The 23,034-nt window shown below is 72.0% G+C and carries 23 protein-coding genes; 14 read left to right on the top strand and 9 right to left on the bottom strand.

Annotated elements, in window-relative coordinates; all coding sequences use genetic code 11:
• Positions 1–21: 21 nt before the first annotated feature.
• The 3 genes from ACWICD_RS11665 to ACWICD_RS11655 all read left to right on the top strand — a co-directional run bounded on the left by ACWICD_RS11665 (position 22) and on the right by ACWICD_RS11655 (position 3,218).
• Positions 22–1,341: an alpha-hydroxy-acid oxidizing protein gene (locus tag ACWICD_RS11665; RefSeq protein ID WP_454140260.1), complete on the top strand. Its 1,320-nt coding sequence runs from the start codon at positions 22–24 to the stop codon at positions 1,339–1,341.
• A gap of 10 nt (positions 1,342–1,351) precedes the next feature.
• Positions 1,352–1,732: a DUF4870 domain-containing protein gene (locus ACWICD_RS11660; protein ID WP_376126889.1), complete on the top strand. Its 381-nt coding sequence runs from the start codon at positions 1,352–1,354 to the stop codon at positions 1,730–1,732.
• A gap of 97 nt (positions 1,733–1,829) precedes the next feature.
• Positions 1,830–3,218 (top strand): glycine--tRNA ligase, encoded by a 1,389-nt coding sequence (locus ACWICD_RS11655; protein WP_376126887.1) that lies wholly within the window; start codon positions 1,830–1,832, stop codon positions 3,216–3,218.
• A gap of 56 nt (positions 3,219–3,274) precedes the next feature.
• Here ACWICD_RS11655 and ACWICD_RS11650 read toward each other — a convergent pair whose 3' ends face one another.
• The 3 genes from ACWICD_RS11650 to ACWICD_RS11640 form a co-directional block, all read right to left on the bottom strand.
• Positions 3,275–4,762, bottom strand: a complete 1,488-nt coding sequence (locus ACWICD_RS11650; RefSeq protein WP_454140259.1) for a flotillin family protein — start codon at positions 4,760–4,762, stop codon at positions 3,275–3,277.
• A 47-nt stretch (positions 4,763–4,809) separates the two neighbouring features.
• Positions 4,810–5,277, bottom strand: coding sequence for an NfeD family protein (locus tag ACWICD_RS11645; protein WP_376126884.1), 468 nt, complete (start codon positions 5,275–5,277; stop codon positions 4,810–4,812).
• 87 nt (positions 5,278–5,364) lie between these two features.
• On the bottom strand, positions 5,365–5,931 hold the full coding sequence (locus ACWICD_RS11640) for an HhH-GPD-type base excision DNA repair protein (protein WP_454140258.1): 567 nt from the start codon (positions 5,929–5,931) through the stop codon (positions 5,365–5,367).
• A gap of 164 nt (positions 5,932–6,095) precedes the next feature.
• Here ACWICD_RS11640 and ACWICD_RS11635 point away from each other — a divergent pair, with 164 nt between their 5' ends.
• The 6 genes from ACWICD_RS11635 (at position 6,096) to cofD (ending at position 10,672) form a co-directional block, all read left to right on the top strand.
• Positions 6,096–7,520, top strand: a complete 1,425-nt coding sequence (locus ACWICD_RS11635) for a protoporphyrinogen/coproporphyrinogen oxidase (protein WP_454140257.1) — start codon at positions 6,096–6,098, stop codon at positions 7,518–7,520.
• Positions 7,521–7,620: 100 nt separating this feature from the next.
• A complete protein-coding gene (locus ACWICD_RS11630) occupies positions 7,621–8,004 on the top strand; it encodes a hypothetical protein (RefSeq protein ID WP_454140256.1) in 384 nt (127 codons plus the stop codon).
• Between the two features lies 1 nt (position 8,005).
• Positions 8,006–8,407 carry a phage holin family protein gene (locus ACWICD_RS11625; protein WP_376126876.1) on the top strand — a complete coding sequence of 134 codons (402 nt, stop codon included), beginning with the start codon at positions 8,006–8,008 and terminating at the stop codon, positions 8,405–8,407.
• Positions 8,397–8,675, top strand: a complete 279-nt coding sequence (locus ACWICD_RS11620; protein ID WP_454140255.1) for a hypothetical protein — start codon at positions 8,397–8,399, stop codon at positions 8,673–8,675. The genes ACWICD_RS11625 and ACWICD_RS11620 overlap by 11 nt, the downstream gene beginning before the upstream one ends.
• A gap of 172 nt (positions 8,676–8,847) precedes the next feature.
• Positions 8,848–9,690: a uroporphyrinogen-III synthase gene (locus ACWICD_RS11615; protein ID WP_376126872.1), complete on the top strand. Its 843-nt coding sequence runs from the start codon at positions 8,848–8,850 to the stop codon at positions 9,688–9,690.
• Positions 9,691–9,700: 10 nt separating this feature from the next.
• Entirely contained in the window at positions 9,701–10,672 is a 972-nt protein-coding gene (cofD, locus tag ACWICD_RS11610) for a 2-phospho-L-lactate transferase (protein ID WP_454140254.1), read from the top strand.
• Between the two features lie 16 nt (positions 10,673–10,688).
• Here the strand turns inward: cofD and cofC are convergent, their stop codons facing one another.
• From cofC to cofG, 4 genes are read right to left on the bottom strand one after another with little or no spacing between them, the layout of a single operon-like run.
• Complete coding sequence (cofC, locus tag ACWICD_RS11605) at positions 10,689–11,300, bottom strand: 2-phospho-L-lactate guanylyltransferase (protein ID WP_454140253.1); 612 nt, start codon at positions 11,298–11,300, stop codon at positions 10,689–10,691.
• Positions 11,297–12,334 carry a glucose-6-phosphate dehydrogenase (coenzyme-F420) gene (gene fgd / locus ACWICD_RS11600; RefSeq protein WP_454140252.1) on the bottom strand — a complete coding sequence of 346 codons (1,038 nt, stop codon included), beginning with the start codon at positions 12,332–12,334 and terminating at the stop codon, positions 11,297–11,299. The genes cofC and fgd overlap by 4 nt, the downstream gene beginning before the upstream one ends.
• On the bottom strand, positions 12,331–13,794 hold the full coding sequence (locus ACWICD_RS11595; protein WP_454140251.1) for a flavin-containing monooxygenase: 1,464 nt from the start codon (positions 13,792–13,794) through the stop codon (positions 12,331–12,333). The genes fgd and ACWICD_RS11595 overlap by 4 nt, the downstream gene beginning before the upstream one ends.
• Positions 13,791–16,880 (bottom strand): 7,8-didemethyl-8-hydroxy-5-deazariboflavin synthase CofG, encoded by a 3,090-nt coding sequence (gene cofG / locus ACWICD_RS11590; protein WP_454140250.1) that lies wholly within the window; start codon positions 16,878–16,880, stop codon positions 13,791–13,793. The genes ACWICD_RS11595 and cofG overlap by 4 nt, the downstream gene beginning before the upstream one ends.
• 103 nt (positions 16,881–16,983) lie before the next feature.
• On the opposite strand from cofG, the gene ACWICD_RS11585 reads away from it, so the two are divergent.
• Positions 16,984–17,409, top strand: coding sequence for a hypothetical protein (locus tag ACWICD_RS11585; RefSeq protein ID WP_376126861.1), 426 nt, complete (start codon positions 16,984–16,986; stop codon positions 17,407–17,409).
• On the opposite strand, the gene ACWICD_RS11580 is transcribed toward ACWICD_RS11585, so the two are convergent.
• Positions 17,402–18,211, bottom strand: coding sequence for an ABC-2 transporter permease (locus tag ACWICD_RS11580; RefSeq protein WP_376126859.1), 810 nt, complete (start codon positions 18,209–18,211; stop codon positions 17,402–17,404). The two genes, ACWICD_RS11585 and ACWICD_RS11580, sit on opposite strands and share 8 nt — an antisense overlap.
• Positions 18,208–19,530 (bottom strand): ATP-binding cassette domain-containing protein, encoded by a 1,323-nt coding sequence (locus ACWICD_RS11575; RefSeq protein WP_454140249.1) that lies wholly within the window; start codon positions 19,528–19,530, stop codon positions 18,208–18,210. Before ACWICD_RS11575 ends, ACWICD_RS11580 begins: the two co-directional genes overlap by 4 nt.
• A 113-nt stretch (positions 19,531–19,643) precedes the next feature.
• On the opposite strand from ACWICD_RS11575, the gene ACWICD_RS11570 reads away from it, so the two are divergent.
• The 4 genes from ACWICD_RS11570 to ACWICD_RS11555 are packed head-to-tail and all read left to right on the top strand — an operon-like array spanning position 19,644 to position 23,031.
• The gene (locus tag ACWICD_RS11570; protein ID WP_376126855.1) at positions 19,644–20,705 is read left to right on the top strand and encodes an enoyl-CoA hydratase/isomerase family protein; all 1,062 of its coding nucleotides are present in this window, start codon (positions 19,644–19,646) and stop codon (positions 20,703–20,705) included.
• Positions 20,696–21,523 carry an LssY C-terminal domain-containing protein gene (locus ACWICD_RS11565; protein ID WP_454140248.1) on the top strand — a complete coding sequence of 276 codons (828 nt, stop codon included), beginning with the start codon at positions 20,696–20,698 and terminating at the stop codon, positions 21,521–21,523. The genes ACWICD_RS11570 and ACWICD_RS11565 overlap by 10 nt, the downstream gene beginning before the upstream one ends.
• A complete protein-coding gene (locus ACWICD_RS11560) occupies positions 21,520–22,035 on the top strand; it encodes a hypothetical protein (protein ID WP_454140247.1) in 516 nt (171 codons plus the stop codon). Before ACWICD_RS11565 ends, ACWICD_RS11560 begins: the two co-directional genes overlap by 4 nt.
• A 57-nt stretch (positions 22,036–22,092) precedes the next feature.
• The gene (locus tag ACWICD_RS11555; RefSeq protein ID WP_376126852.1) at positions 22,093–23,031 is read left to right on the top strand and encodes a DnaJ domain-containing protein; all 939 of its coding nucleotides are present in this window, start codon (positions 22,093–22,095) and stop codon (positions 23,029–23,031) included.
• Positions 23,032–23,034: the final 3 nt, after the last annotated feature.

The following is a 23,034-nucleotide window of genomic DNA, read 5'->3' as shown; positions in this document are numbered from 1 at the left end:
ACCGCTCGTTAGGCTGACCGCATGTCCGAGAGCATCGCCGCTCCCTCGTCGTCCGGCGCGGGCCGCCGGGCCCAGTCCGACATCTACCGCGCGGGCATCAGCGGAACCCGCCCGCTCGTGCCCGTCGACGCCGCTGAACTCGAGCGTCGCGCGCGCAAGGCGCTGAGTCCCGAGGCCTTCGCCTACATCGCCGGCGCGGCGGGGGCCGAGCGCACGATGTCCGCCAACCGGGCCGCGTTCGAGCGGTGGCAGGTCTGGCCCCGGCCGTTGCGCGACGTCTCCGAGCGCGACCTGTCGATCGACTTCCTCGGCCGCCGCCGCGCGACACCGCTCCTGCTCGCGCCCTTGGGCGTCATGGAGCTGGCCCACGACGAGGCCGACCTCGCGGTCGCGCGAGCGGCGGCATCCATCGACGTGCCGTACACGGTCTCGAACCAGGCCTCGTTCCCGATGGAGCAGATCCGGGATGCCGCACCCCGGAGCGCCCGGCTGTTCCAGCTGTACTGGTCGGCCTCGGACGAACTCAACGCGTCGCTGCTGCGGCGCGCCGAGGCATCCGGATGCGAAGCGATCGTCGTGACGCTGGACACCCACCTGCTCGGCTGGCGCACGCGTGACCTCGACCTCGCCTACCTGCCGTTCACCCGGGCCATGGGCATCGCGCAGTACACGAGCGACCCCGTCTTCCAGCAGCTCGTGCGCGATCGTGCCCGGCGGAGCGCCGCGACGGACGCGCCGGCGGTCAGGCTCACACCGACGGCGGTCGCCGCGGGGCTCACGATCGCACGGAAGGGGCGGGCGCTCACCGGGACGGGGGTGCGCGAGAACCTGCGCTCGCCGCTTCCGCGTGCCGCCGTCGAGACCTTCCTCGAGGTGTTCTCGACGCCGGCGCTGACCTGGGACGACCTCGCGAGGGCACGGGAGTGGACGACGCTGCCGATCATCCTGAAGGGCATCGTGCATCCCGACGACGCCGAGCGCGCGATCGACGCGGGCATCGACGGCGTCTGGGTCTCGAACCACGGCGGTCGGCAGATCGACCAGTCCGTGCCGACCCTCGCCGTGCTGCCGGACATCGCCGAGCGCGTCGCCGGCCGCGTGCCGATCGTGTTCGACTCGGGCGTGCGGCAGGGGGCCGACGTCGTGATCGCGCTCGCCCTCGGGGCGACCGCCGTCGCTCTCGGTCGCCCCTACGCGTACGGACTGGGGCTGGCCGGCGAAGCGGGCGTGCGCGAGGTCGTGCGCAACGTCATCGCCGAACTGGACATCACCCTGGGCCTGGCAGGCCACACCTCGATCGGCGCGCTGGGCCCCGGATCGCTGCGACCCGCCGGACGCTAGGCTCGGACCCGTGACGCTTCCTCCGCAGCCCCCGCCCCCGCCCGCATACGGTGCCGGACCGCAGCCGATGAACCCTTCCGACGAGAAGATGTGGGCCGTGCTCGTGCACCTCGGCGGCGCGCTCGTGAGCATCCTCGTGCCGCTCATCGGCTACCTCGTGCTGAAGGACCGCGGACCCTTCGTGCGCTCGCAGACCGCGACGGCGCTCAACTTCCAGCTCACGCTGCTCATCGCCTACATCGCCGGCGCCGTCCTCACCCTCGTCATCATCGGGATCTTCATCCTCATCGCCGCGGCCATCGTGAACATCGTGTTCGCGATCATCGCGGCCGTGAAGGCGGGCCGCGGGGAGTGGTACCAGTACCCGATCGCGATCCGCTTCGTCAGCTGAGAGGCCTGCCGCTGCGCGGCTAGACTCGACGGATGCCGCGCGGTGCGGCATCCGCGCCCTCTTCGCGCCCTCTCCCCACCCGACCATTGGAGCCACCGTGGCCGAGCAGTCCCGTCTCGACAAAGTCATCGCCCTCGCCCGTCACCGCGGGTTCGTGTTCCAAGCGGGTGAGATCTACGGCGGGTCCCGGTCGGCATGGGATTACGGCCCCCTCGGCACCGAACTGAAGGAGAACGTGCGCCGCCAGTGGTGGCAGACGTTCGTCCGCGGCCGCGGCGACATGGTGGGCCTGGATTCCTCGATCATCCTCCCCAAGCGCGTGTGGGAGGCGTCGGGTCACGTCGCGACGTTCACCGACCCGCTCGTCGAGTGCCTGCAGTGCCACAAGCGCTTCCGCGCCGACAACCTCGTCGAGGACTTCGAGGAGCGCAAGGGTCGCCCCGCCGAGAACGGCCTCGCCGACGTGCCGTGCCCGCACTGCGGCACGAAGGGCCAGTGGACGGAGCCGAAGGCGTTCTCGGGCCTGGTGAAGTCGTACCTCGGCGTCGTCGACGATGAGACGGGCCTGCACTACCTGCGCCCCGAGACCGCCCAGGGCATCTTCGTCAACTTCGGCAATGTCCTGACGGCGAGCCGCAAGAAGCCCCCGTTCGGCGTCGGCCAGGTCGGAAAGGCCTTCCGCAACGAGATCACCCCCGGCAACTTCATCTTCCGCACGCGTGAGTTCGAGCAGATGGAGATCGAGTTCTTCACACCGCCCGCCGAGGCCGGCGAGTGGTTCGACCACTGGGTCGAGGCGTGCTGGAACTGGTTCATCGACCTCGGCATCGACGGCGACAACATGCGCCGCTTCGACGTTCCCGATGAGGACCGCGCGCACTACTCGGCCGGCACGATCGACGTCGAATACCGCTTCGGGTTCACCGGCAAGGAGTGGGGCGAGCTCATGGGCATCGCCAACCGCACCGACTACGACCTGAAGAGCCACACCGAGGCGTCGGGGCAGAGCCTGACCTACTTCGACCAGGCGTCGGGCGAGCGGTACACGCCGTACGTCATCGAGCCGTCGTTCGGCCTCACTCGCGCCATGATGGCGTTCCTCGTCGACGCGTACCACGAGGAGGAGGTGCCGAACGCTAAGGGCGGCACCGACAGCCGCACCGTGCTCAAGCTCGACCCGCGTCTCGCCCCCGTCAAGGTCGCCGTGCTGCCGCTCTCGCGCAACGAGAAGCTGTCGCCGCTGGCCCGCGGCCTCGCCGACGAACTGCGCGCGCACGGCTGGAACATCGACTTCGACGACGCCGGAGCGATCGGCCGCCGCTACCGCCGTCAGGACGAGATCGGCACGCCGTTCTGCGTCACGGTCGACTTCGACTCGCTCGACGACAACGCCGTGACGGTGCGGGACCGCGACACGATGTCGCAGGAGCGACTGCCGGTCGACGGGCTCGCAGCGTTCCTCGCGGAGCGCCTGAAGGGCGCCTGACCCGAGACCACGAACGCCGGGTGCCTCGCGAGAGGCACCCGGCGTTTTCGCGTAGGTCAGGCCTTCTTACCGACGGCGGACTCCGCTGCCGAGACGACGTTCTCGACCGGCACCCCGGCCGCCTTGAGCGAGAACGCCTGCAGCAGGCTGTTCAGGTCGAGTCCCGTGAGGCCCTTCACGACCTCGGTGCCCTCGCCGAGCACCTTGCCGACCGTCTTGGTGAGCTCGGACGCCCCGTCGGTCGAGACGACCGTGAGCTTGTCGATCGACGCGATCGGCTCGGCGGCGGCCCGAACGATCTCGGGCAGGCGCGTGATGATCTCCTGTGCGAGCGCGGCTTCGCCGTACTTCTGCAGGGCGAGCGCCTTCGCGTCGGTCGAGGCGGCCTCGGCGAGACCCTCGGCCTGGATGGCCGACGCACGCGCGTCGCCCTCGGCGCGGACACCCGCCGCGAGCGCGACCTGCTTGTCGCGCTCGGCTTCACCGGCGAACCGGACGGCGGTGGCAGAGGCCTCGGCGTCCTGCACGGCGGCGACCTTGTTCGCCTCGGCGATCTTCGTGCGCTTGTATGCGTCGGCCTCGGTCGCGGCGTTGGCCGCATCGCGCTGAGCGGTCGCGCGCTGCACTTCGGCGTACGCCTCGGCCTCGGCGGGCTTTCGCACCTCGATGTCCAGGCGCTCCTGCGTCACGAGGGCCTGCTCGGTGAGCGCTTCGCGCTCCTGCACGGCGACGAGGCGATCCTGCTCGGCGGTCGCGAGCTGTCCCGAGGCCTGTGCCTCGGCGTTGGCGCGGTCGGTCTCGGCCTTGATCGAGGCCTGGCGCAGGCTCAGGGCCTTCTGGCGTTCGGCGATCTGCTCGGCGGCCTCGATGCGGGCGAACTCGCTCGCGCGCGATGCCTCGGCCTCGCTCACTTCGGCGACCTGGCGGGCGCGCGCCGCTTCGGCGCGGCCGAGGTTCGCGAGGTAGTCGCTGCCCGGCGTCGAGATGTCGCTGATGTTGAGCAGGTCGACCTGCAGGCCCTGCTCGACGAGATCCGCCTTCGTCTCGGCCACGACGCGGTCCGACAGACCCTTGCGGTCCGAGATGATCTGCTCGATCGTCATGTCGCCGATGATCGAGCGCAGCGACCCCTCGAGCGACTCCTTGATGATCTCGGTCAGCGCGTCCTGCTGCGACAGGAAGCGCTGCGCCGCACGACGCACTCCCTCTTCCGTGCCGGACACCTTGAAATTGATCGACGCCTTGATCGCGATCTTGATGCGGTTCTTGTCGACGCCCTCGACCGTGATGCCGATTTGGCGCTGCTCGAGCGAGATCGAGAACCCCTGCTGCAGGATCGGCCACACGAACGTGCGGCCGCCGATCACGACGCGCTGCCCGACACCGCTCTCGCCGGGCGCCGGTCGGCCGGCACCTCGTCCGACGATGACGAGCGCCTCGTTGGGGGGTACGCGCCGGATGCGCCGCGCGATGAAGGCGAGAAGCCCGAGCAGCGCCACGATGAGGGCGATGATCGCGACGACCTGGATGAGATCAGCGGGCATGATGTCCTTTCTGGATGCTGCACCGCAGTCGGGCAGCGGAGCTGTGGCTAGTCCGCGACGACCTTGACGCGGGTGCCGGAGTGTTCGATGACGCGGATCCGCACGCCCTCGGGGATCTGCTGATCGGCGTACGCGAGGCGGCGCTCGATCTCATGCGGACCGTCGAGGCTCACTTCGCCGCCCGCGGGTGAGATGGGCGACCGGCTGACGCCCGTGAGGCCGATGGCCGAGGCGGGCGCGCCGTCGGAGCTCTTCGTGAGCCGGCGGATGGAGAAGACGGCGAGCGCGTACGCGGCGATCGCGAGCACCGCCGCGAGCGCGTAAGCCCACACCTGCTCGAGCCCGCTCGTCGTCGTGAGCACGCCCGATGCGCCGAAGACGACCGCGGCGACGCCGAGCGCCGTGCCCGAGATCGCACCGTCGCCGATGTCGAAGTGGTCGAAGATGTCGCCGAGGATGAGCGAGATGAGCAGGACGACGAGTCCGACTCCGCCGACGATCAAGAAGGGCAGCATGGCGGACTCTCCCGGTGCGGTGTGCGTGGCCTGACCCACCCTACCGACGCCGCGTCGCGGCGCGGGGAGCCTGTGGACAGATCCGGGCTACTTCTTCGCCGCCGCTTTCGCCGCACGCTTCGTCTCGCGGACCTTCGCGAGCGATTCGGGAGAGACGATATCGGCGACGCTGCGGAACGCGCCGTCTTCGCCGTAGGGGGCCGACGCCTCGCGCCAGCCGTCGCCCGTATACCCGTACTGCTTGCCCAGCAGTGCGAGGAAGATCTTCGCCTTCTGCTCACCGAAGCCCGGGAGGGCCTTGAGACGCTTCAGGACCGTCGCGCCGTCCGGCGCGTCGCGCGTCCAGATGGCCGCGGCATCCCCGCCCCAGTCCGCCTCGAGGGCGGTGCACAGCGACTGCACGCGCGCGGCCATGGAGCCGGGGAACCGGTGCACGGCGGGAGTCTGGCGGAACAGCTCGACGAACGCCTCGGGATCGTATGCCGCGAGGGCACCCGCCTCGACCGTGCCGGCGCGCTCCTGGATCTTCAGCGGACCCGCGAACGCCGTCTCCATCGCGATCTGCTGGTCCAGCAGCATCCCGATCAGAAGAGCGAGCGAGTTGTCGGTGAGGAGTTCGTCGGCCGCGACGTCTCCGGTGATGTGCAGCGTCATGCCCCTCAGTCTCCCACCCCGTCGCGTGCGCTCGCGGGCTGGCGCCGAACCGTAGGGCTCCCGTCGAACCCGACCGCGACGACGTCGGGTTCGACGGGTTCGGTACGGTTCGGCATGGGGTGGGGTCGGGTGCGACCGGGATCGGGGCGAGCCGGAGTGCGAGGATGGACGGCGTGAACGACGCCGCGCCCCTCGAGAACCTCGCCGCGCACGCGCGGGACACGCACGTCGTCGTCATCGGCGGTGGGATCGCGGGGCTCGTCGCCGCCTACGAGTGCGCCAAAGTCGGCCTCGCCGTCACGGTGCTCGAGGCGCGCGAGGCGCCCGGCGGCGCGGTGCGCTCCGGTGCGGTGGGCGAGACCGAGCTCGATCTCGGCGCCGACGGCTACGCGACGACCGGAGGCCACGTGCGCGCACTCGTCGACGAACTGGGCCTCGCCGACCGTGTGCGCTCCGAGGCGCCGACGACAGCGTGGGTCGCCGGGCTTCCCGCGGGCGCTGCGCCCCTGCCGCCCGACAACGTGCTCGGCATCCCCGCCAACGCGTGGGATCCCGCCGTCCGCCGCATCATCGGCTGGCGCGGCGCATGGCGGGCTTATCTCGACCGGCTGCGCCCGCCGCTCACGATCGGCCAGCAGCGCAATCTCGGCACCCTCGTGCGCGGCCGCATGGGTCCGCGCGTCGTCGAGCGGCTCGTCGCGCCGCTGAGCGTCGGCCGGCACGGGCTCGCCCCCGCCGACGTCGACGTCGAGCTGGCCGCTCCGGGCCTCAACACGGCGCTCACGCGCACGGGCTCGCTCTCGGGCGCTGTCGCGCAGCTGCGCGGTGCGGCGCCGACAGGACCCGGCTACGAGACGATCGACGGCGGGATGCGTGTGCTCGTCGACGCCCTCGCGCAACGGCTCGTCGAGCTCGGCGCCGACGTGCGCACCGCGGCCGAGGTCGTGCGGATCGATCGCGTATCCGGCGGCGACTGGGACGTCGTGTGCGCCGGCGAGGAGGAGACCCGGATCGCGGCGGACGCGGTCGTCGTCGCCACCCCCGAGCACACCGCACGTCTCCTGCTGGCGCGGCACGTCGAGGGTGTCGACGAGGCCGAAGCGAGGACCACGGACGTCGTCACGCTCGTGCTCGACGGTGTCCCCGACTCCGCGCGCGCCGCCGTCTATCCGCTTCCGGGCTCCCACGCCGCGTCATCGGTCGTCGACGTCACCGCCCGCTGGCCGTCGCTCGCGGGCGCCGTCGGGTCCGATGCGCGCGTCGTGCGCGTCACCCTGGCCGCCCCGCCCGCGGGCGACGACGACGCGATCGCGGCGGCTGTCCACGCGGCATCCGCTCTGCTCGATCTGACCGACCCGGGCGTGCGCGCCGCGCGACGCGAGCGGTTCGATACCGCCCCACCCCGTTCGGCGCGGGGCCGGATGGACCAGACGCAGCGCGTGCGCACGGTCGTGCACGCCGTCGACGGGCTCGCCGTCGTGGGCGCGTGGGTCTCGGGCAGCGGCCTCGCCCAGGTCGTGCCCGATGTCGTCGCCGAGGCTGAACGCGTGCGCCGTCGCGCCCTCTTCGGCAACGAACCGCTGCAGTGAGCGCGACCCGAGCCCGCTTGTCAAGGGTGGATGCCCGGAATGGAATACGGGACTACCCTGGTGACGTCAGCTGGCGCACCACCGAACGTGAGGAGACCCCATGAGGGGCAAGGCAGGACTCGTCGTCGGACTCGCCGTGGGCTACGTGCTCGGAACACGCGCGGGTCGCGAGCGATACGAGCAGATCAAGACGCAGTGGCTCAAGGTGTGGCACACCGACCCCGTGCAGAAGCAGGTCGAGAAGGTGACCACGTTCGCGAAGGAAGCCGCCATGGCGCTGCCCAGCACGCTGTGGAATTCCGCCGTCAAGGTGACCAAGGCCGCCTCCTCCGAAGGCACGCCGCGCGAAAAGGCCGACAAGGCCGTCGCCGCCGGAAAGGAAAGCGCCGAGGACGTCGCCAAGACGGTCAAGGCCTCCGCCAAGACCGCGAAGAAGGCCGCCGAAGACGCCGTCGATGAGACGTCGGGGCGCGGCGGGGCCTGAGATGACGACACCCCGAGGATTCCGGGACCGTGCCGACGACAGCCTTCTGACGCTGCTCGGCGAGATCCCCGAGCTCATCCGCAACCTGGTGGTCGCCGAGATCGACGCCGGCAAGGCGTGGGTGCGGCGCACCGCGAAGGATGCGGGAATCGGCGCGGGCTGGCTCGCCGCCGCACTGTTCTTCCTGTTCTGGACGATCCCGGCGCTCGCCGCATTCGTCATCATCGGCTTGTCGTCGTGGTGGCCCGCGTGGCTGTCGGCCCTCGTCGTCTTCGGCGCGATGCTCCTGATCGCGATCTTCTTCGCGCTTCTGGGCATCCTGCGCTTCAAGAAGATCTCGGCGTCGAAGAACCCCGTGCAGTCCATCGGCGAAGACATCAAGGAGGTGCGCGATGAGCTCTAGCTCGCCCGTGCCGGTGCCGCGCACCGGCGTTCCGATCGGCATCGACGACCCGGTCGAGAAGGCACGCGCCGAGTTGAAGGCCGCGCTGGCGGCCATCGAGATCAAGGCGAACCTGCCGCGCCGCGTGAGCGAGGCGACCGAACGGACCGTCGCTCGGAGCCGCGCGTTCGCGCGTCGCAGCCCCGGCGCGGCGACGGCGGCGGTCGTGGCGGGAGCCGCACTGGTCGGCGCCGCGGTGTGGGGTCTGGTGCGTCTGTACACCCGCTGATCGAGCTTGCCGGGCGCCCCGCGGAGCCCTCCATGTGGTTCGGGGGGGTATGCTCAGGGTCAGGCAGTGCAATGGTGCGGATGCTGCCGACGGCGCGAACCCGACTGAATCGCGCGTCGGCTGCCTCGACGACTGGGTGGCCGACTGAGTCCCACGAAAGTCCACCCACCCCATGAACACACCCACATCGTCCATCCAGGACAAGCCCCTCGCGGGCTGGCGCGTGCTCGTTCCGCGCGGCGGTCCGTGGGGCGACGGCGTCGCGGCGACGCTGCGCCGACAGGGCGCGACGCCCGTCATCGCGCCGCTCATCAACTTCGCACCGACGAACGACCCCGAGGGGCTCGATCAGGCGCTCGCCGACCTCGCGGCCGGCCGGTTCGATTGGCTGACCGTCACGAGTGCGACGACCGTCGATGTGCTCTACGCGTTCCGTGCCACGATCCCGTCGACGACGAAGGTCGCCGCCGTCGGCGAGACCACCGCTGCGGCGATGCTCGCGGTCGGCTACGGCGTGGATCTCGTCCCCGACGACGACAACTCCGCCGCGGGACTGGCCGAACAGCTCATCGCGATGGAGCCCGAGCCCCGCAAGATCCTCGCCCTGCGCAGCGAACTGGCCAAGCCCATGCTCACGCGCATGCTGACCGACGCGGGGCACGATGTGCGCAGCGTCGTGGCCTACCGCACGGTGGGGGTCCCCGTCACCGAGCGCATCGCGCACGATGTGCATTCCGGGCGCATCAACGCGATCCTCGTGACGAGCGGCTCGGTCGCCGAGCAGGTGCACGAGCAGTTCCCCGACATCCCCGACACGACCGTGATCGCCGCGATCGGCCCCCGCACGGCGAAGGACGCCCGCCGGGCCGGGCTCGCCGTCGACGTCGTCGCCGACACGCAGACCGTCGACGCGCTGATCGATGCGGTCGCACGCTTCCCGCTTCCGCACGCCGCCGATGAGGTCGCTCCGCGCACGGGACTGTTCCCCGCCATCGGCCGCGAACGACGCGACTGAGGCCGCGCAGATGAGCGGAAGCCCGCGCGTCGTCGTCCTCGCCGGCGGCGTGGGCGGCGCGCGCTTCGCCCTCGGCGTGCGCGCGGCCCTGCAGCGCCGCGGAGCGTCCCCCGCGACCGTCGTCGTCAACACGGGCGACGACCTGTGGCTCTCGGGGGTGCGGCTGCAACCCGACATCGACTCGATCGTCTACGCGCTCGCGGGCGTCAACGACACGGTGCGCGGGTGGGGCCGTGCGGGCGACACCGAACGGGTCAACCGCGAGCTGCAGGAGTGGGGCGCCGGCTGGCCGTGGTTCACGCTGGGCGACCTCGATCTCGGCACGCACCTCGCTCGCACGGGATGGCTGCGCGACGGCCTCACGCCGACCGAGGTGCTCGAGCGGATGTCGGCGCGGTGGGATCTCGGGGCGACGCTGCTGCCGATGACCGACGCCGAGGTCGATACCCGCGTCGTGCTGGACGGCGGCGACACCCTGCACTTCCAGGAGTGGTGGACCCGCCATCGCGCGGCGCTGACCCCCCTCGCCTTCGAGAGCCCCGGCATCGACCGGGCCCGCCCGGCGCCCGGCGTCGTCGCGGCGATCGACGACGCCGACATCGTGCTGCTCGCCCCCTCGAACCCCGTCGTCTCGCTCGGTCCGATCCTCGCCGTGCCCGGGATCCGCGAGGCCCTGCGTGCGGCGCGGGCGCCCGTCGTCGGCGTCTCGCCCATCATCGGCGGACGCGTCGTGCGCGGCATGGCCGACGTCTGCCTCACGGCGATCGGCGTCGAGACCTCGGCCGCCGCCGTCGCGGAGCATTACGGCGCGCGCTCGGCCGCCGGCATCCTGGATGCGTGGCTCCTCGCCGAAGAGGACGCCGCGCACGCGGCGGAGCTCGACGCCCTCGGGATCGCCGCCGTCGTCGCGCCCCTGTGGATGACGGATGCCGCGGCCTCGGCCGACATCGTCGACGCAGCCCTCGCCGCCGCCGGTCTCTGACGCGCCGTCCGCGGCGTCACGGCCCGACGAGCGCGGCGGTGCGAGGTCCGAGTCCGAGCGTCCGCGCGGCGCGCAGCTGCTCGGCCGTGTCGACGTCGCGGCGCAGCGTCGACGATCCATCGACGTCGAGCGGGGTGCACCCGAGGGCGACGTGGCGCGCGAACGAGCCGTCGCCGAAGGCCGAGCTCCACGGCACCTCCGCCGCCGCGGTCACGAGCGTCGACCCCGTTCCCTCGGCATCGGCCACGACGCCGCGATCCACGGACGCCGCCAGAGCGAGCGCCGTCGCGAGGTCGTCGGGGCGCAGGGCCGGCAGGTCGCCCAGGAGAGCTGCCCGCGGCATCCGTTCGAAAGAAGCCATGCCCGTCGCGACGGCGGCGTCGAGCCCCTGCGGGTCGCCCTCGGGCACGAACCGCAGGTGCGGCACATCGAGGGCGCCCAGCACCAGGCCCCCGTCGTCGCCGACGACGACGACGCGCGCGACGGCCGGGCAGGCCGCCGCCGCGGCGATCGTGTCGAGCGCGATCGCACGCGCCAGCGCCACCCGGTCGACCCCCGTGACGGCCAGCCGGGACTTGCCGCGCGCGGGGTCTTTGACCGGGAGGACGACGGTCCAGCCGGTCGTCACGCTCCGAGGCGGGCGCGCAGCCGCGGCAGGATCTCGGCGCCGTACGTGCGCAGGAACTCCTCCTGGTCGTGGCCCGGGTCGTGGAAGACGAGGTGACGGAAGCCCAGGTCGTGATACTTCAGGATCTGCTCGACGTGCTCGTCGGGATCGGTCGACACGATGAACCGGGATGCCGCGCGCTCGATCGGCAGCGCGTCGCCGCGCCGCTGCATCTCGACCGGGTCGTGGATGCCCATCTTCTCTTCGGGCGACAGCGCGAGGGGCGCCCAGAACCGGGTCTTCTCGAGCGCCGTCTGCCGGTCGGGGTGGTAAGAGACCTTGACCTCCATGAGCGTGTCGATCGAGTCGGGCGAGCGGCCCTCCTTCTCGAGGCCCTCGCGCAGCGCCGGCATGAGCTTGTCCGCATACAGTGCGGGGTCCTTGCCGCTCGTCGTGATGAACCCGTCCGCGATGCGGCCGGCCAGGCGCGTGGCGGCGGGGCCGGCAGCGCCGATGTAGATCGGCACGGCCTGGTCGGGCGCGGGGCGGTCGTAGACGGTCGCGTCCTTGACCGAGTAGTACGTCCCGTCGAACGTGACGCGCTCGTCGGCCCACAGCGCCTCGATGAGCGCGATGGCCTCCTTCAGGCGCTGGAAGCGCTCGGGGGAGTCGGGCCACTCCATGCCCAGCGTCACCTCGTTGAGCGCTTCGCCCGTGCCGACGCCGAGGATGATGCGGCCCGGATACATGACCCCGAGGCTCGCGAAGGCCTGCGCGATGACGGCGGGGTGGTAGCGGAAGGTCGGCGTCAGCACCGACGTGCCCAGGAGCACGCGCGACGTCTTCGCGCCCATCGCCCCCAGCACGGGCAGGACGGCGGGGGCGTGACCGCCCTCGTGCATCCACGGCTGGAAGTGGTCCGAGACGAAGATCGAGTCGAAGCCGACCTCTTCGGCGAGGACGGCGAGATCGACGAGCTCGGAGGGTCCGAACTGCTCCGCGGACGCTTTGTATCCGAATCGCAGGGGGACGTCCTGGGCGGTGCGAAGTGTCATATGTGGCCTCTCTTGACGGGGGCGGGAAGGAACTCCGAGCCGTCCGCGGCGGCGAGCCGTTCACGGAAGGCGGCGACGGTCCCGGGCCACAGCAGCGTGAGCCGGCCGGAGCGTTCGTCGACGTACCAGTTGCGGCAGCCCCCCGCGATCCAGGGGGTGGATGCCGCGCGCCGATCGATCTCGGCGCTGTAGGCGCGTTCGGCGTCGGGATCGACGCGAAGCACGCCGTCACGCGATGCCAGGACGCGCGCCGCGTAGGCGGCCTGCTCCTCGACCATGAGGACCGATGACGAGTGCCCGAGCGATGCGTTGGGCCCGTTGAGCACGAACAGGTTCGGGAAGCCGCTGACCACCGTCGACCCGAACGAGGTCATGCCGCCGGACCAGTGCTCGGTGAGCGTGCCCGTCTCGCCCCGTACGAACTCGGCGTACGGCTGGCGGGTCGAGGCGAAGCCGGTCGCGAGCACGATCGCGTCGACCTCGTGGCGCGCGCCGCTCGCGGCGACGAGCGTCGAATCGCGCACCGAGGTGAGCGCCGACGCCTCGAGGCGGACGCGGTCCGAGGCGACGGCGGGGTAGTACTCGTCCGAGAGCAGCACCCGCTTGCAGCCGAACGCGTACCGCGGAGTGAGCGCGTCGCGCAGCGCGGGGTCGGGCACCTGCGCCTCGAGGTGCGCGAGAGCGACGGCGACGGCCGCGGTGGCGGCATCCGGATCACCCGACCGCGACGCGAAGCGCGCCTCGCCCTCGGCATCGAGCTCGGCGCGCAGCTGGGCGAGCTCTTCGGGGTGCGCCGCGAAGCGGACGCGCTCGGCTTCGGTGTAGGGGCGCGCTCCGCGCGGCACGATCCACGCGGGGGTGCGCTGGAAGAGCGTCACGTCGGCGATCCTGGCCAGTTCGGGCACGACCTGGACGGCGGATGCGCCCGTGCCGACGACCGCGACGCGGCGCCCCGCCAGATCGGCCGAGTGGTCCCAGCGCGAAGAGTGGAAGAGGGGGCCGGGGAACGATTCGAGCCCGGGGATTTCGGGGATCTTCGGCTCGGTGAGCCGGCCGCAGGCCAGCACGAGCGCGTCGGCTTCGATCAGGGCGGGATCCGACCCGCCCACCTCGAGGTGCCAGGTCTCGGAGTCGGCGTGCCACGTCGCGCCCAGCAGCGGCGACTCGAAACGCGGCGCGATGCCTTCGATCTCGGCGACGCGGGCGAGGTATTCGCGGATCTCGTCGCCGCGCGCATACAGCCCAGACCAGCCGGGGTTGGGGTGCGCCGCGAAGCCGTACAGGTGGCTCGGCACGTCGCACGCGACGCCGGGGTAGGTGTTGTCGCGCCACGTTCCGCCGAGGGATGCCGCCCGCTCGAGCACGACGAACGAATCGATGCCGCTGCGGCGCAGCTCCATCGCCATCGCGAGCCCGGCGAAGCCCGCTCCGACGATCGCGACCTCGACGCGCGTCGTCACGCTTCCGCCCCCGGAGCTTCGCTCCCCGGTCCCTGAGCCCGACCGATCTGATCGGTGGCGCTACTGAAACCTGCACGCGCTACCGGACGTTTGATGGCGGATGCAGCTTTCGGTAGCGCGACGGGAGTGGGGGTTCCGTACTCGGTCGTGCGCAGCCGGAACGGCCGGAACAGCCGCGCCGCGACGCGCGTGGCGTCGGCCACGGGCAGCTCGAGCCCGAACTCGATCCCCGCGGCCGGCTTGATCCGCCCGTCGAAGAGTGTGCCGCCCAGGTCGTCGCCGCCGGCGCGCAGCAGTTGGGCGGCGACGTCGAGACCGACGCGGGTCCAGGGGATCTGCACGTGCGGGATGCTGCCGCTCAGGAGAAGCCGCGACACGGCGACCATTGCGCGGTGCTCGTCGAGGGGGGCGCGATCGGCGACGAGCGGCACGCCTCCGGCGTGGCCGGGCAGGGGGATCGGCACGAATTCGCTGAAGCCTCCGCCCGCACCGGCCGTCGCGGCCGTCTGCTGCAGGCGGCGCAGCGTGCGCAGGTGCGCGATGCGCTCGGCGGCCGTCTCGACGTGCCCGTAGAAGAGCACGCTCGTCGAGCGGAAGCCCGCCCGGTGCGCGGCCGTGATGGCCTCGGTCCACGCGTCGATCTCGAGGTCGCCGGGGGCGATGAGGTCTCGCACACGCTCGCTCAGCACCTTGACGCCCGTGCCCGGCACGGTGCCGACGCCCGCCTCGCGCATCGCGGCGAGCGCACGGTCGAGCCCGAGCCCCGTGCGATCGGCGAGGTCGCGCACATCCTGCGGCCGATAGGCGTGCAGGTGCAGGCCGGGGGCGGCGCCGACGATGGCGCGCGCGAGGTCGAGGTAGGCGCCGGGGTCTTCACCGGGCGGGACGAGCCCCTGCACGCAGATCTCGGTCGCGCCGAGGTCCCACGCGTCCGCGGCGATCGCGGCGGCCTCGGCGAGGTCGAACTCGTCGGGCGCGTCCGAGCCGCCGCGTCGGAAGCCCGACGAGGTCAGGTTGCGGTTCGCGACGAGCGTGACGGCCTCGCCGACGGTGTATCGCCGCACGTCGTCGGCCGTCGCCGCGAGGGCGTCGAGTCCGTCTCCCGTGGCCTCGAGCAGCAGGGTCCAGTCGTCGTCGTCGAGTGCGAGGGGATCGGATGCCGCGGCCTCCGCGAGCCGCCGCGCTACTCCCGCCCCGCTCCCTGACCCCGTCGAAGGGTCGTCGCCTGCCCTGCCCCCGGTCCCTGAGCCCGTCGAAGGGCCGTCGCCGGTCCTGTCCCCGGTCCCTGAGCCCGTCGAGGGGTCGTCGCCTGCCCTGCCCCCGGTCCCTGAGCTTGTCGAAGGGTCGTCGTCGGTCCTGGTCTCGGTCACTGAGCTCGTCGAGGGGTCGTCGCCTGTCCTGGTCTCGGTCCCTGAGCCTGTCGAAGGGTCGTGGCCGGTCCTACCCACGGTCCCTGAGCTTGTCGAGGGGTCGTCGCCTGCGCTGCCCCCGGTCCCTGAGCCTGTCGAAGGGTCGTCGTCGGTCCTCGTCTCGGTCACTGAGCCTGTCGAGGGGTCGTCGCCTGCCCTGCCCCCGGCCCCTGAGCTTGTCGAAGGGTCGTCGGCGGTTCCGGTCTCGGTCCCCGAGCCCGTCGAGGGGTCGTCGCCTGCCCGCGCGTCGGTCCCTGAGCTTGTCGAAGGGTCGTCTGCCGAGTTACGACGCTTCGACAAGCTCAGCGACCGGGGGTTCGCGTCCTGCGACCGGGGGTTCGCGTCCAGCGACCGGTGCTGCGCGTCCACCGACAGGGGCTCCGCGCCCACCGACAGGGGCTCCGCGCCCACCGACCGGGGCTCCGCGCCCACCGATCGTTCCTTCGCGTCGCGCGCGAGGCCCGTCTCGGGGTCCGCGAGCACCGCGACGGCATCCCGCATCTCGGGGGCGAGCCACGTCTCGGGGGCGAGCACGTACTCGGGATGCGCCGTGAGGCGCTCGCGCAGCTCGAAGCCGAGCGTCGCCGTGTGCTCGGCGAGCTCGTCGATGTGCGGCCACGGGCGCTCGGGGTTCACGTGGTCGGCCGTGAGCGGCGACACGCCGCCCCAATCGTCGGCGCCGGCGCGCACGAGCAGGGCGAACTCCTGGCTGTCGGACAGGTTCGGCGGCACCTGCACGCGCATGTCGGGGCCCATCACGAGCCGGGCGACGGCGACCGCCGCGACGTACTCGAGCAGAGCGGCATCCGCGGCCCCCTGCATCGCGGTGCGCGGCTTCGCGCGGAAGTTCTGCACGATGACCTCTTGCACGTGCCCGTGCCGCTCGTGCGCATCGCGCAGCTCGATGAGCGATTCGGCACGGTCGCGCAGCGTCTCGCCGATCCCGACGAGGATGCCGGTCGTGAAGGGCACGCGCGCGCGGCCGGCGTCGTCGATGACGGTGAGGCGCAGCGCGGGGTCCTTGTCGGGGGAGCCGTAGTGCACCTGGCCGGGCTCTTCGAACAGTCGTCGAGAGGTCGTCTCGAGCATCATGCCCATCGAGGGGGACACGGCGCGCAGCGTCACGAGCTCGTCGTGCGTCATGACGCCCGGGTTGGCGTGCGCGAGCAGTCCCGTCTCGGCCGTGACGAGCCGCGCCATGGCGGCGACGTAGTCGATCGTCGAGGCGTAGCCGTGCTCATCGAGCCAGGCGCGCGCTTCGGGCCAGCGGTCCTCGGGCCGGTCGCCGAGGGTCAGAAGCGCTTCCTTGCACCCGAGGGCGGCGCCCTGCCGAGCAACGGCGAGCACCTGCTCGGGCGACATGTAGGCGGGCTTGTTCTTCTTCAGCAGCTGGCCCGGCGTGTCGACGAAGACGCAGTAGTGGCACCGGTCGCGGCACAGGGTCGTGAGCGGGATGAAGACCTTGCGCGAGTACGTGATGACCCCGGGGCGCCCGGCTGCGGCGCCTCCCGCGTCGCGCATCGCGCCGGCGAGGGCGAGCAGCCGCTCGAAGTCGTCGCCCGTCGCGCCGAGCAGCGTCTCGGCGGCGTCGGCGTCGACGCGCGCGCCCGCAGCGACGCGGTCGAGAACCGCGGCCGCGTCGGCCCGCCTGGCGGGCGCCGGATCGAGCAGGGTCACCGTCCCAGTCTGGCACCGCCCGAGAGGCCCGGCGTCGCCGATCGTTGCTTCACCGTAAGCAAACGATCCCGGCTCCAGCGCCCGACGCTGGCAGACTGGGCCTATGGTGACGCTTCTGCTCGACTCGACGCGGCTCGAAATCGCCCTGTCGGGAACCGAGCGGGCGCTGTCGTTCCGCAAGACGAACGTGTTCGTCGAACGCACCGAGATCGCGAAGGTGCAGCTCACCGACGACGCGTGGACGTGGCTGCGCGGCGTTCCGGCGCCCGGCACGCACGTGCGGGGCGTGATCGCGATGGGGTCGTGGAAGTCGGCGGGCGGATCGGACTTCGTCATCGTGCGCCGCCGACGGCCCAGCGTCGTCATCGATCTCGAGGGTCACCCGGAGTTCGCCCGCATCATCCTGACGACGCGTCACGGGCTCGCGCTCGTGCAGGCTCTGCAGCTCGACGACGTGTCCGCGGTGCCCGCCGACGTCGTCGACATCGCGACCGGCGCGATCCCGATCGCCGAGTCCTCGGTCAGCTGACGTCGCGTCGCCAGCTCGTGACGTACGCCAGCACGAGCAGCACGACGGCGTAGCCGACGAGCACGAGACCGCCGCCCCACCACGGCAGTCCGCCGTCGGCGGCCGGGCCGATCGAGAAGACGCTCGCGCCGACGAGGATGTCGCTCGCGGCGCCGGGCAGGAACTGCGTCACATCCGACAAGCCCTCGACGAAGGATGCCGCAGCCCGGCCGACGGGCTCGAGGAACTGGGTGAACACCAGGACGCCGACGATCGCTCCGACCTGATTGCGCACGAGCGCGCCGACCCCGATGCCGATGATCACCCAGAGCACATAGGCCAGCAGCATCCGCCCCAGCATCGCCCAGGTGTCGGAGCTGCCGAGGTCGGTGTCGAGCCCGAAGGCGGCGAGGAATCCCGCCGCGGGGCCGACGGAGGCGATGATGCCGAGCGCGCCGTACAGCACGCCCAGGATGACCCCCGCGACGACCTTGGCCGACAGCACCGTGCCGCGCTGCGGCGTGGCGAGGAAGGTGGGGGTGAGCGTCTTGTGGCGGAACTCCGCCGTCACGATGAGTGTTCCGATGAGGAGCGGGAAGACGTATCCGACCGTCGTCGCCGTGCTGTAGAGCGTCGCGGACAAGCCCTCGGACGGCAGCATCGCCTCACCGCCCAGCGCACCGGTCGAGGTGCCGGCGAACACGCCGCCGAGCACGGAGGCCGTGAAGGCGACGTACACGACGAGGATGATCGCGAGGATCCACCACATCGACGTCGTGAACTGCTTCGTGGTCTCGGACCGGGTCGCGGCGGCGAGGCTCATCGCGGGTCACCTCCCTCGTCGGCCGGCGCGTCGACGGCATCGACCCGCTCGTCGGGCGCGCTGAGCTCGTCGTCGATCTCGCCGATCGCCTCGATGTCGGGATCGGCGTCTTCGGGGGCGACGTCGGTGTCTTCGGAGTCGATCTCGGCGTCTCGGGGCGGCACGATGTCGATGACACCGGTCTGCGCGACGCTGAAGGCGGCCGAGGACGGCACGGGCGCGGCGACGGACGCGGCGACGGGCTCGAAGACGGCGAGCGGATCCGGCTCATCGGCCGGTGCCGCGCCCGCCGCGACGTCGTCGGACGGTTCGTCGACGGCGTCCGGCTCAGCAACGTCCGGCTCAGCGGAGGCAGTGCCCGGTTCAGCGGGAGCGGCGCCGGGCTGATCCGGTGCGACGTCGTGATCCGTCGCGCTCGCGTGCACGCGCTGCCCGCTCACGAGCTCGAGGAAGACCTCTTCGAGTGCGGGGCCCCGGCGCTGCAGCGACGACAGCGCGATGTCCGCCTCGGCAGCGATGCGGCCGACGCCCGCGGGCTCGAGCCCGCGCACCGTCAGGCCCGAGCGGAGCACGTCGTATCCCACGCCCGCGGCGTCGAGGGCGGCCGTCAGCCCCGCGCGATCGGGCGCGTCGACGACCGTGGCGTACTCCGTCGCGTCGGCGAGGTCTTCGAGTCGGCCCTGGAACACGAGGCGACCCTGCGAGATGACGAGCAGCGCGTCGACGGTCTGCTGCACTTCGCTGAGCAGGTGCGACGAGACGAGCACGGTGCGTCCTTCGGCGGCGAGCTGCTGCAGGAACCCGCGGATCCAGCGGATCCCCTCGGGGTCGAGGCCGTTCGTCGGCTCGTCGAGCACGAGCACGCCCGGGTCTCCGAGCAGCGCGGTCGCGAGTCCCAGGCGCTGGCGCATGCCGAGCGAGTATCCGCCGACCTTGCGCCCCGCGGCATCCGCGAGTCCCACGAGTCCCAGCACTTCGTCCACACGCGCGTCGCCCAGGCCCGCGGCACGCGCGTACACGCGAAGGTGGTTCGCGGCCGTGCGTCCGGGGTGGAAGCTCGACGCTTCGAGGACGGCGCCGACCGTCTGCAGCGGGTGGTCGAGCTTGGCATACGGGGTGCCGCCGATCGTGGCGACGCCGTCGGTCGCGCGCACGAGACCCAGGAGGATCCGCAGCGTCGTCGTCTTGCCGGCGCCGTTCGGACCGAGGAATCCGGTGACCCGCCCGGGTTCGACCTGTGCCGTCAGCCCGGCGACCGCCGTGATCGCGCCGAACCGCTTCGTGACACGGTCGAACTCAAGCACGTGTCCTTCGGGCATGCCGAACCCCTCGTCGTGGTGAACCGTGCCCCTATCCTTGCGGAAATCCGCTCCGATCGCCGCATTCCGCGTGCGCCCTGGTCCATCCGGCGGCGGGCGGTAGCCTTGCGATCGTGACCGATGCCTCCGAATCCCAGGTCCTCGTCCGCGCCGAAGCGGGCCTCGGCCGCCTCACGCTCAACCGGCCGCGCGCCATCAACGCCCTCGATCTCGGCATGATCCGAGACCTCGCTGCGGCCCTCGACGCCTGGCAGGACGATCACGACGTCGACATCGTGCTGATCGACGGCGCGGGCGAGCGCGGCCTGTGCGCGGGCGGCGACGTCCGGGGTCTCGCGGCGCAGATCTCTCAGGGCGACGCCGAAGAGGCCGCCGTCTTCTTCCGCGACGAGTACGCCCTCAACGCGCGCATCGCCGAGTACCCCAAACCCGTCGTCGTCTTCGCCGACGGCGTCACGATGGGCGGCGGGATCGGACTGGCAGGTCACGCGGCGGTGCGCATCGTGACCGAACGCTCGAAGCTGGCCATGCCCGAGACGCGGATCGGCTTCACCCCGGACGTCGGCGGCACGTGGCTGCTGGCACGCGCGCCGGGCCGCACGGGGGAGTACCTCGCGCTCACGGGGGCCACGATGGATGCCGCCGATGCGGTGTACGCCGGCTTCGCCGATCATGTCGTCGCGAGCGACCGCCTGGATGATGTGCGCCACGCCCTCCAGACGCGGGCCGATCCCGAGACCCCGACCGAGCTCGTCATGCTGTTCGATGAGACGCCCGGGCCGTCGCGCCTCGAGGCGTCCCGCGAATGGATCGACGACGCCTTCTCGGCCGACACCGTCGCCGAGATCGTCGACCGTCTGCACGCCCGCGCAGAGCCCGACGCGCACGCGGCCGCCGACGTGCTGGCCGAGCTGTCGCCGACGGGGCTCGCCGTGACCCTCGCCTCGGTGCGCGCCGCGCGCGAGGCCGCGGGCCTGCGCGACGTGCTCGCGCAGGAGTACGGCCTGGTCATGTGGTTCGCCCACACGCAGCCCGACCTGCTCGAGGGCATCCGCGCGCAGCTGGTCGACAAGGACCGCTCGCCGCGCTGGAACCCGCCGAGCCTGGCCGAGATCGCCCCCGATCTCGCCGAGAACGCCCTCGGCTTCGAACCGGGCACGCCTTTGTGGGCCTGACGCCCCGGCGTCGCACAGCGTCGATCGGAATCGCGATCGACGGGTTCTTCTTCGTCTTCGCGGGCCTCGCAGCGGTGTGGCTCGCCTACCTCAGCCTGACCGAGACCTTCCAGGTCGGCTGGTGGGGCGTGCTGTTCGCCGTGCTGTTCTGGCTGCTGCTGGCCTATCTCGTGCTGCCTCGGCTGCATCGCATCCTCACGACGATCTACGTCCCCGACTACTTCATCGGACGCGCGCGCACGAGCGACGGCCTGCTGGGCGACCCCGTCAACCTCGCGTTCCTCGGCGAGGGAGGCCAGATCGAACGGGCGATGCGCGCGGCGGGCTGGACGAAGGCCGACCCCGTCACGCTCGCGTCGTCGGTGACCATCGTCACGTCGACGCTGCGGCGGCGCAGCTATCACGAGGCGCCCGTCAGCCCGCTGTTCCTGTTCGGGCGTCAGCAGGACTTCGCGTACCAGCAGGAGGTCGACGGCAATCCCGCGCAGCGCCACCACGTGCGGTTCTGGCGGTGCCCCGACGGCTGGCTCCTGCCGGGCGGCCGTCGCGTGGACTGGCTCGCGGCCGGGACGTTCGACACGAGCGTGGGGCTGTCGCTGTTCACGCTGCAGGTCACGCACCGCATCGACGCCGACACCGACGTCGAGCGGGACCACATCGTGAAGACCGTGACGGGCGCCGATCCCCGCGTGACGGTCGACGTCATCCGCGACTTCTCGACGGGGTATCACTCGCGAAACGGCGGAGGTGACAGCATCCGCACCGACGGCGACCTGCCGATCGTCGACGTGCGCGCGATCGCCGAGGTGACGACATGACCGGGATGCCGCGCAAGCGCCCCGCCTTCGAGCCGGCCTCGCGGCTGCTCGTGCCGACCGGGTACGACCCGGGCATGCGCCGGCCCGCCCCCATCGTGGCGGGCTTCGTGCTCGTGATGCTGCGCGTGCTCGCCGGCGCGGTCATGCTGCTGGGCGTCGCGTTCGGATGGGACTGGCTCATCCTGCCCGACGGCGACGAGCTCGCGTCGCTGCGAGAGGACGCCGTGACCGGTCCCGTGGCGATCGCGCTCATCGTCGTCGTGGGCTCGATCACGCTGCTGCTCGATCTGACGTTCGGCGTGCTGGTCTTCCGCGGCCGCAACATCGCCCGCGTCATCGTCATGCTCGTCTCGGTCGTCTCGATCACGTCGTCGTTCGTCGCGTGGTGGGCGCAGGGGCAGGACATCACCCTGCGCACGACCTTCGTGTCGCTGAGCCTGGACATCCTGATCCTGCTGGCGCTGTCCAGCCGCGGCGCCGCCGCCTACGCGCGGCGTCACGAACGACGCTGAGGGCGACGTGGCATAACCTGTAAGCCGCCGCGGCCGCGGCGCCGATCGGGAGGGTGCGTGTTCGACAGTCCGCTCTCGGCGTCGGCCTACGACGTGCTCGGCGTCGCCCCCGATGTCGACGACGAGACGCTGCGCCGCGCCTATCGTCTGCGCCTGCGGCAGACCCACCCCGACACGGGCGGGGAGGCCGCCGTCTTCGTGCAGGTGCAGCGCGCGTGGGAGCTCGTCGGCACGATCCAGGCGCGCGCCGCCTACGACCGCGGACACGGGTTCGGGGCGCACGCCGCGCCGAGCTTCGCTCAGGATGCCGCGGGCTGGCGTCCGCCGCGCCCCGCGGCCGACACGCGGCCGCGGGCCCGGTCGCACGGTCATCCCGGGGGCTGGAACCGCGAGCGCTATCTGCGACTCATGCGGGAATGGGTCGGCCGGGGCGTCGACCTCGACGACCCCTACGATCCCGCCCTCGTGCGCTCCGCGCCCCACCACCTGCGCGGACTCCTCGCCGACGCGCTCGCCGAAGAGGCGACGGCCCGCATCGTGGCCGATCTCGGGATGGGCTACACCGTGTGGCACGACGTGCGTGCGGCCGCTCGCGGAGACGGGCCCGACGCCAAGATCGACCACATCGTGCTGGGGCCGAGTGGACTGTATGCCGTGCAGTCGGCCGACACGGGCGGCCCCGTGCGCGTGCGCCGGGGCGAGCTCATCGGCGAGGGGGTGACGGGTGCGCCCCTGGCGACCCTGGTCGGCCGCACACGCGCCCTCGCGCGCGCCGCGGGGGTGCGGTTCGGCGGAGCGATCGTCGTGCTTCCCGACGACGACGTCGCGCACCCCATCGACGAGCTCGGGAAGGTGCGCGGCACTCCCGTCGCGATCGTGTCGCGCAGCGCCCTGTCGACGATCCTGCGCCGCGGCGTGGCCGGCGCGCGGTCGATCGGCGGGACCGAGGTCTTCGACCTGCGCACCCGCCTTCAGCAGACCGTGCGCTTCGCCTGATCG

It is taken from the genome of Microbacterium sp. NPDC055357 (assembly GCF_053644835.1).
Note: the sequence above shows the minus strand (reverse complement) of the source record. Positions and strands in the feature narration are given on the sequence as shown.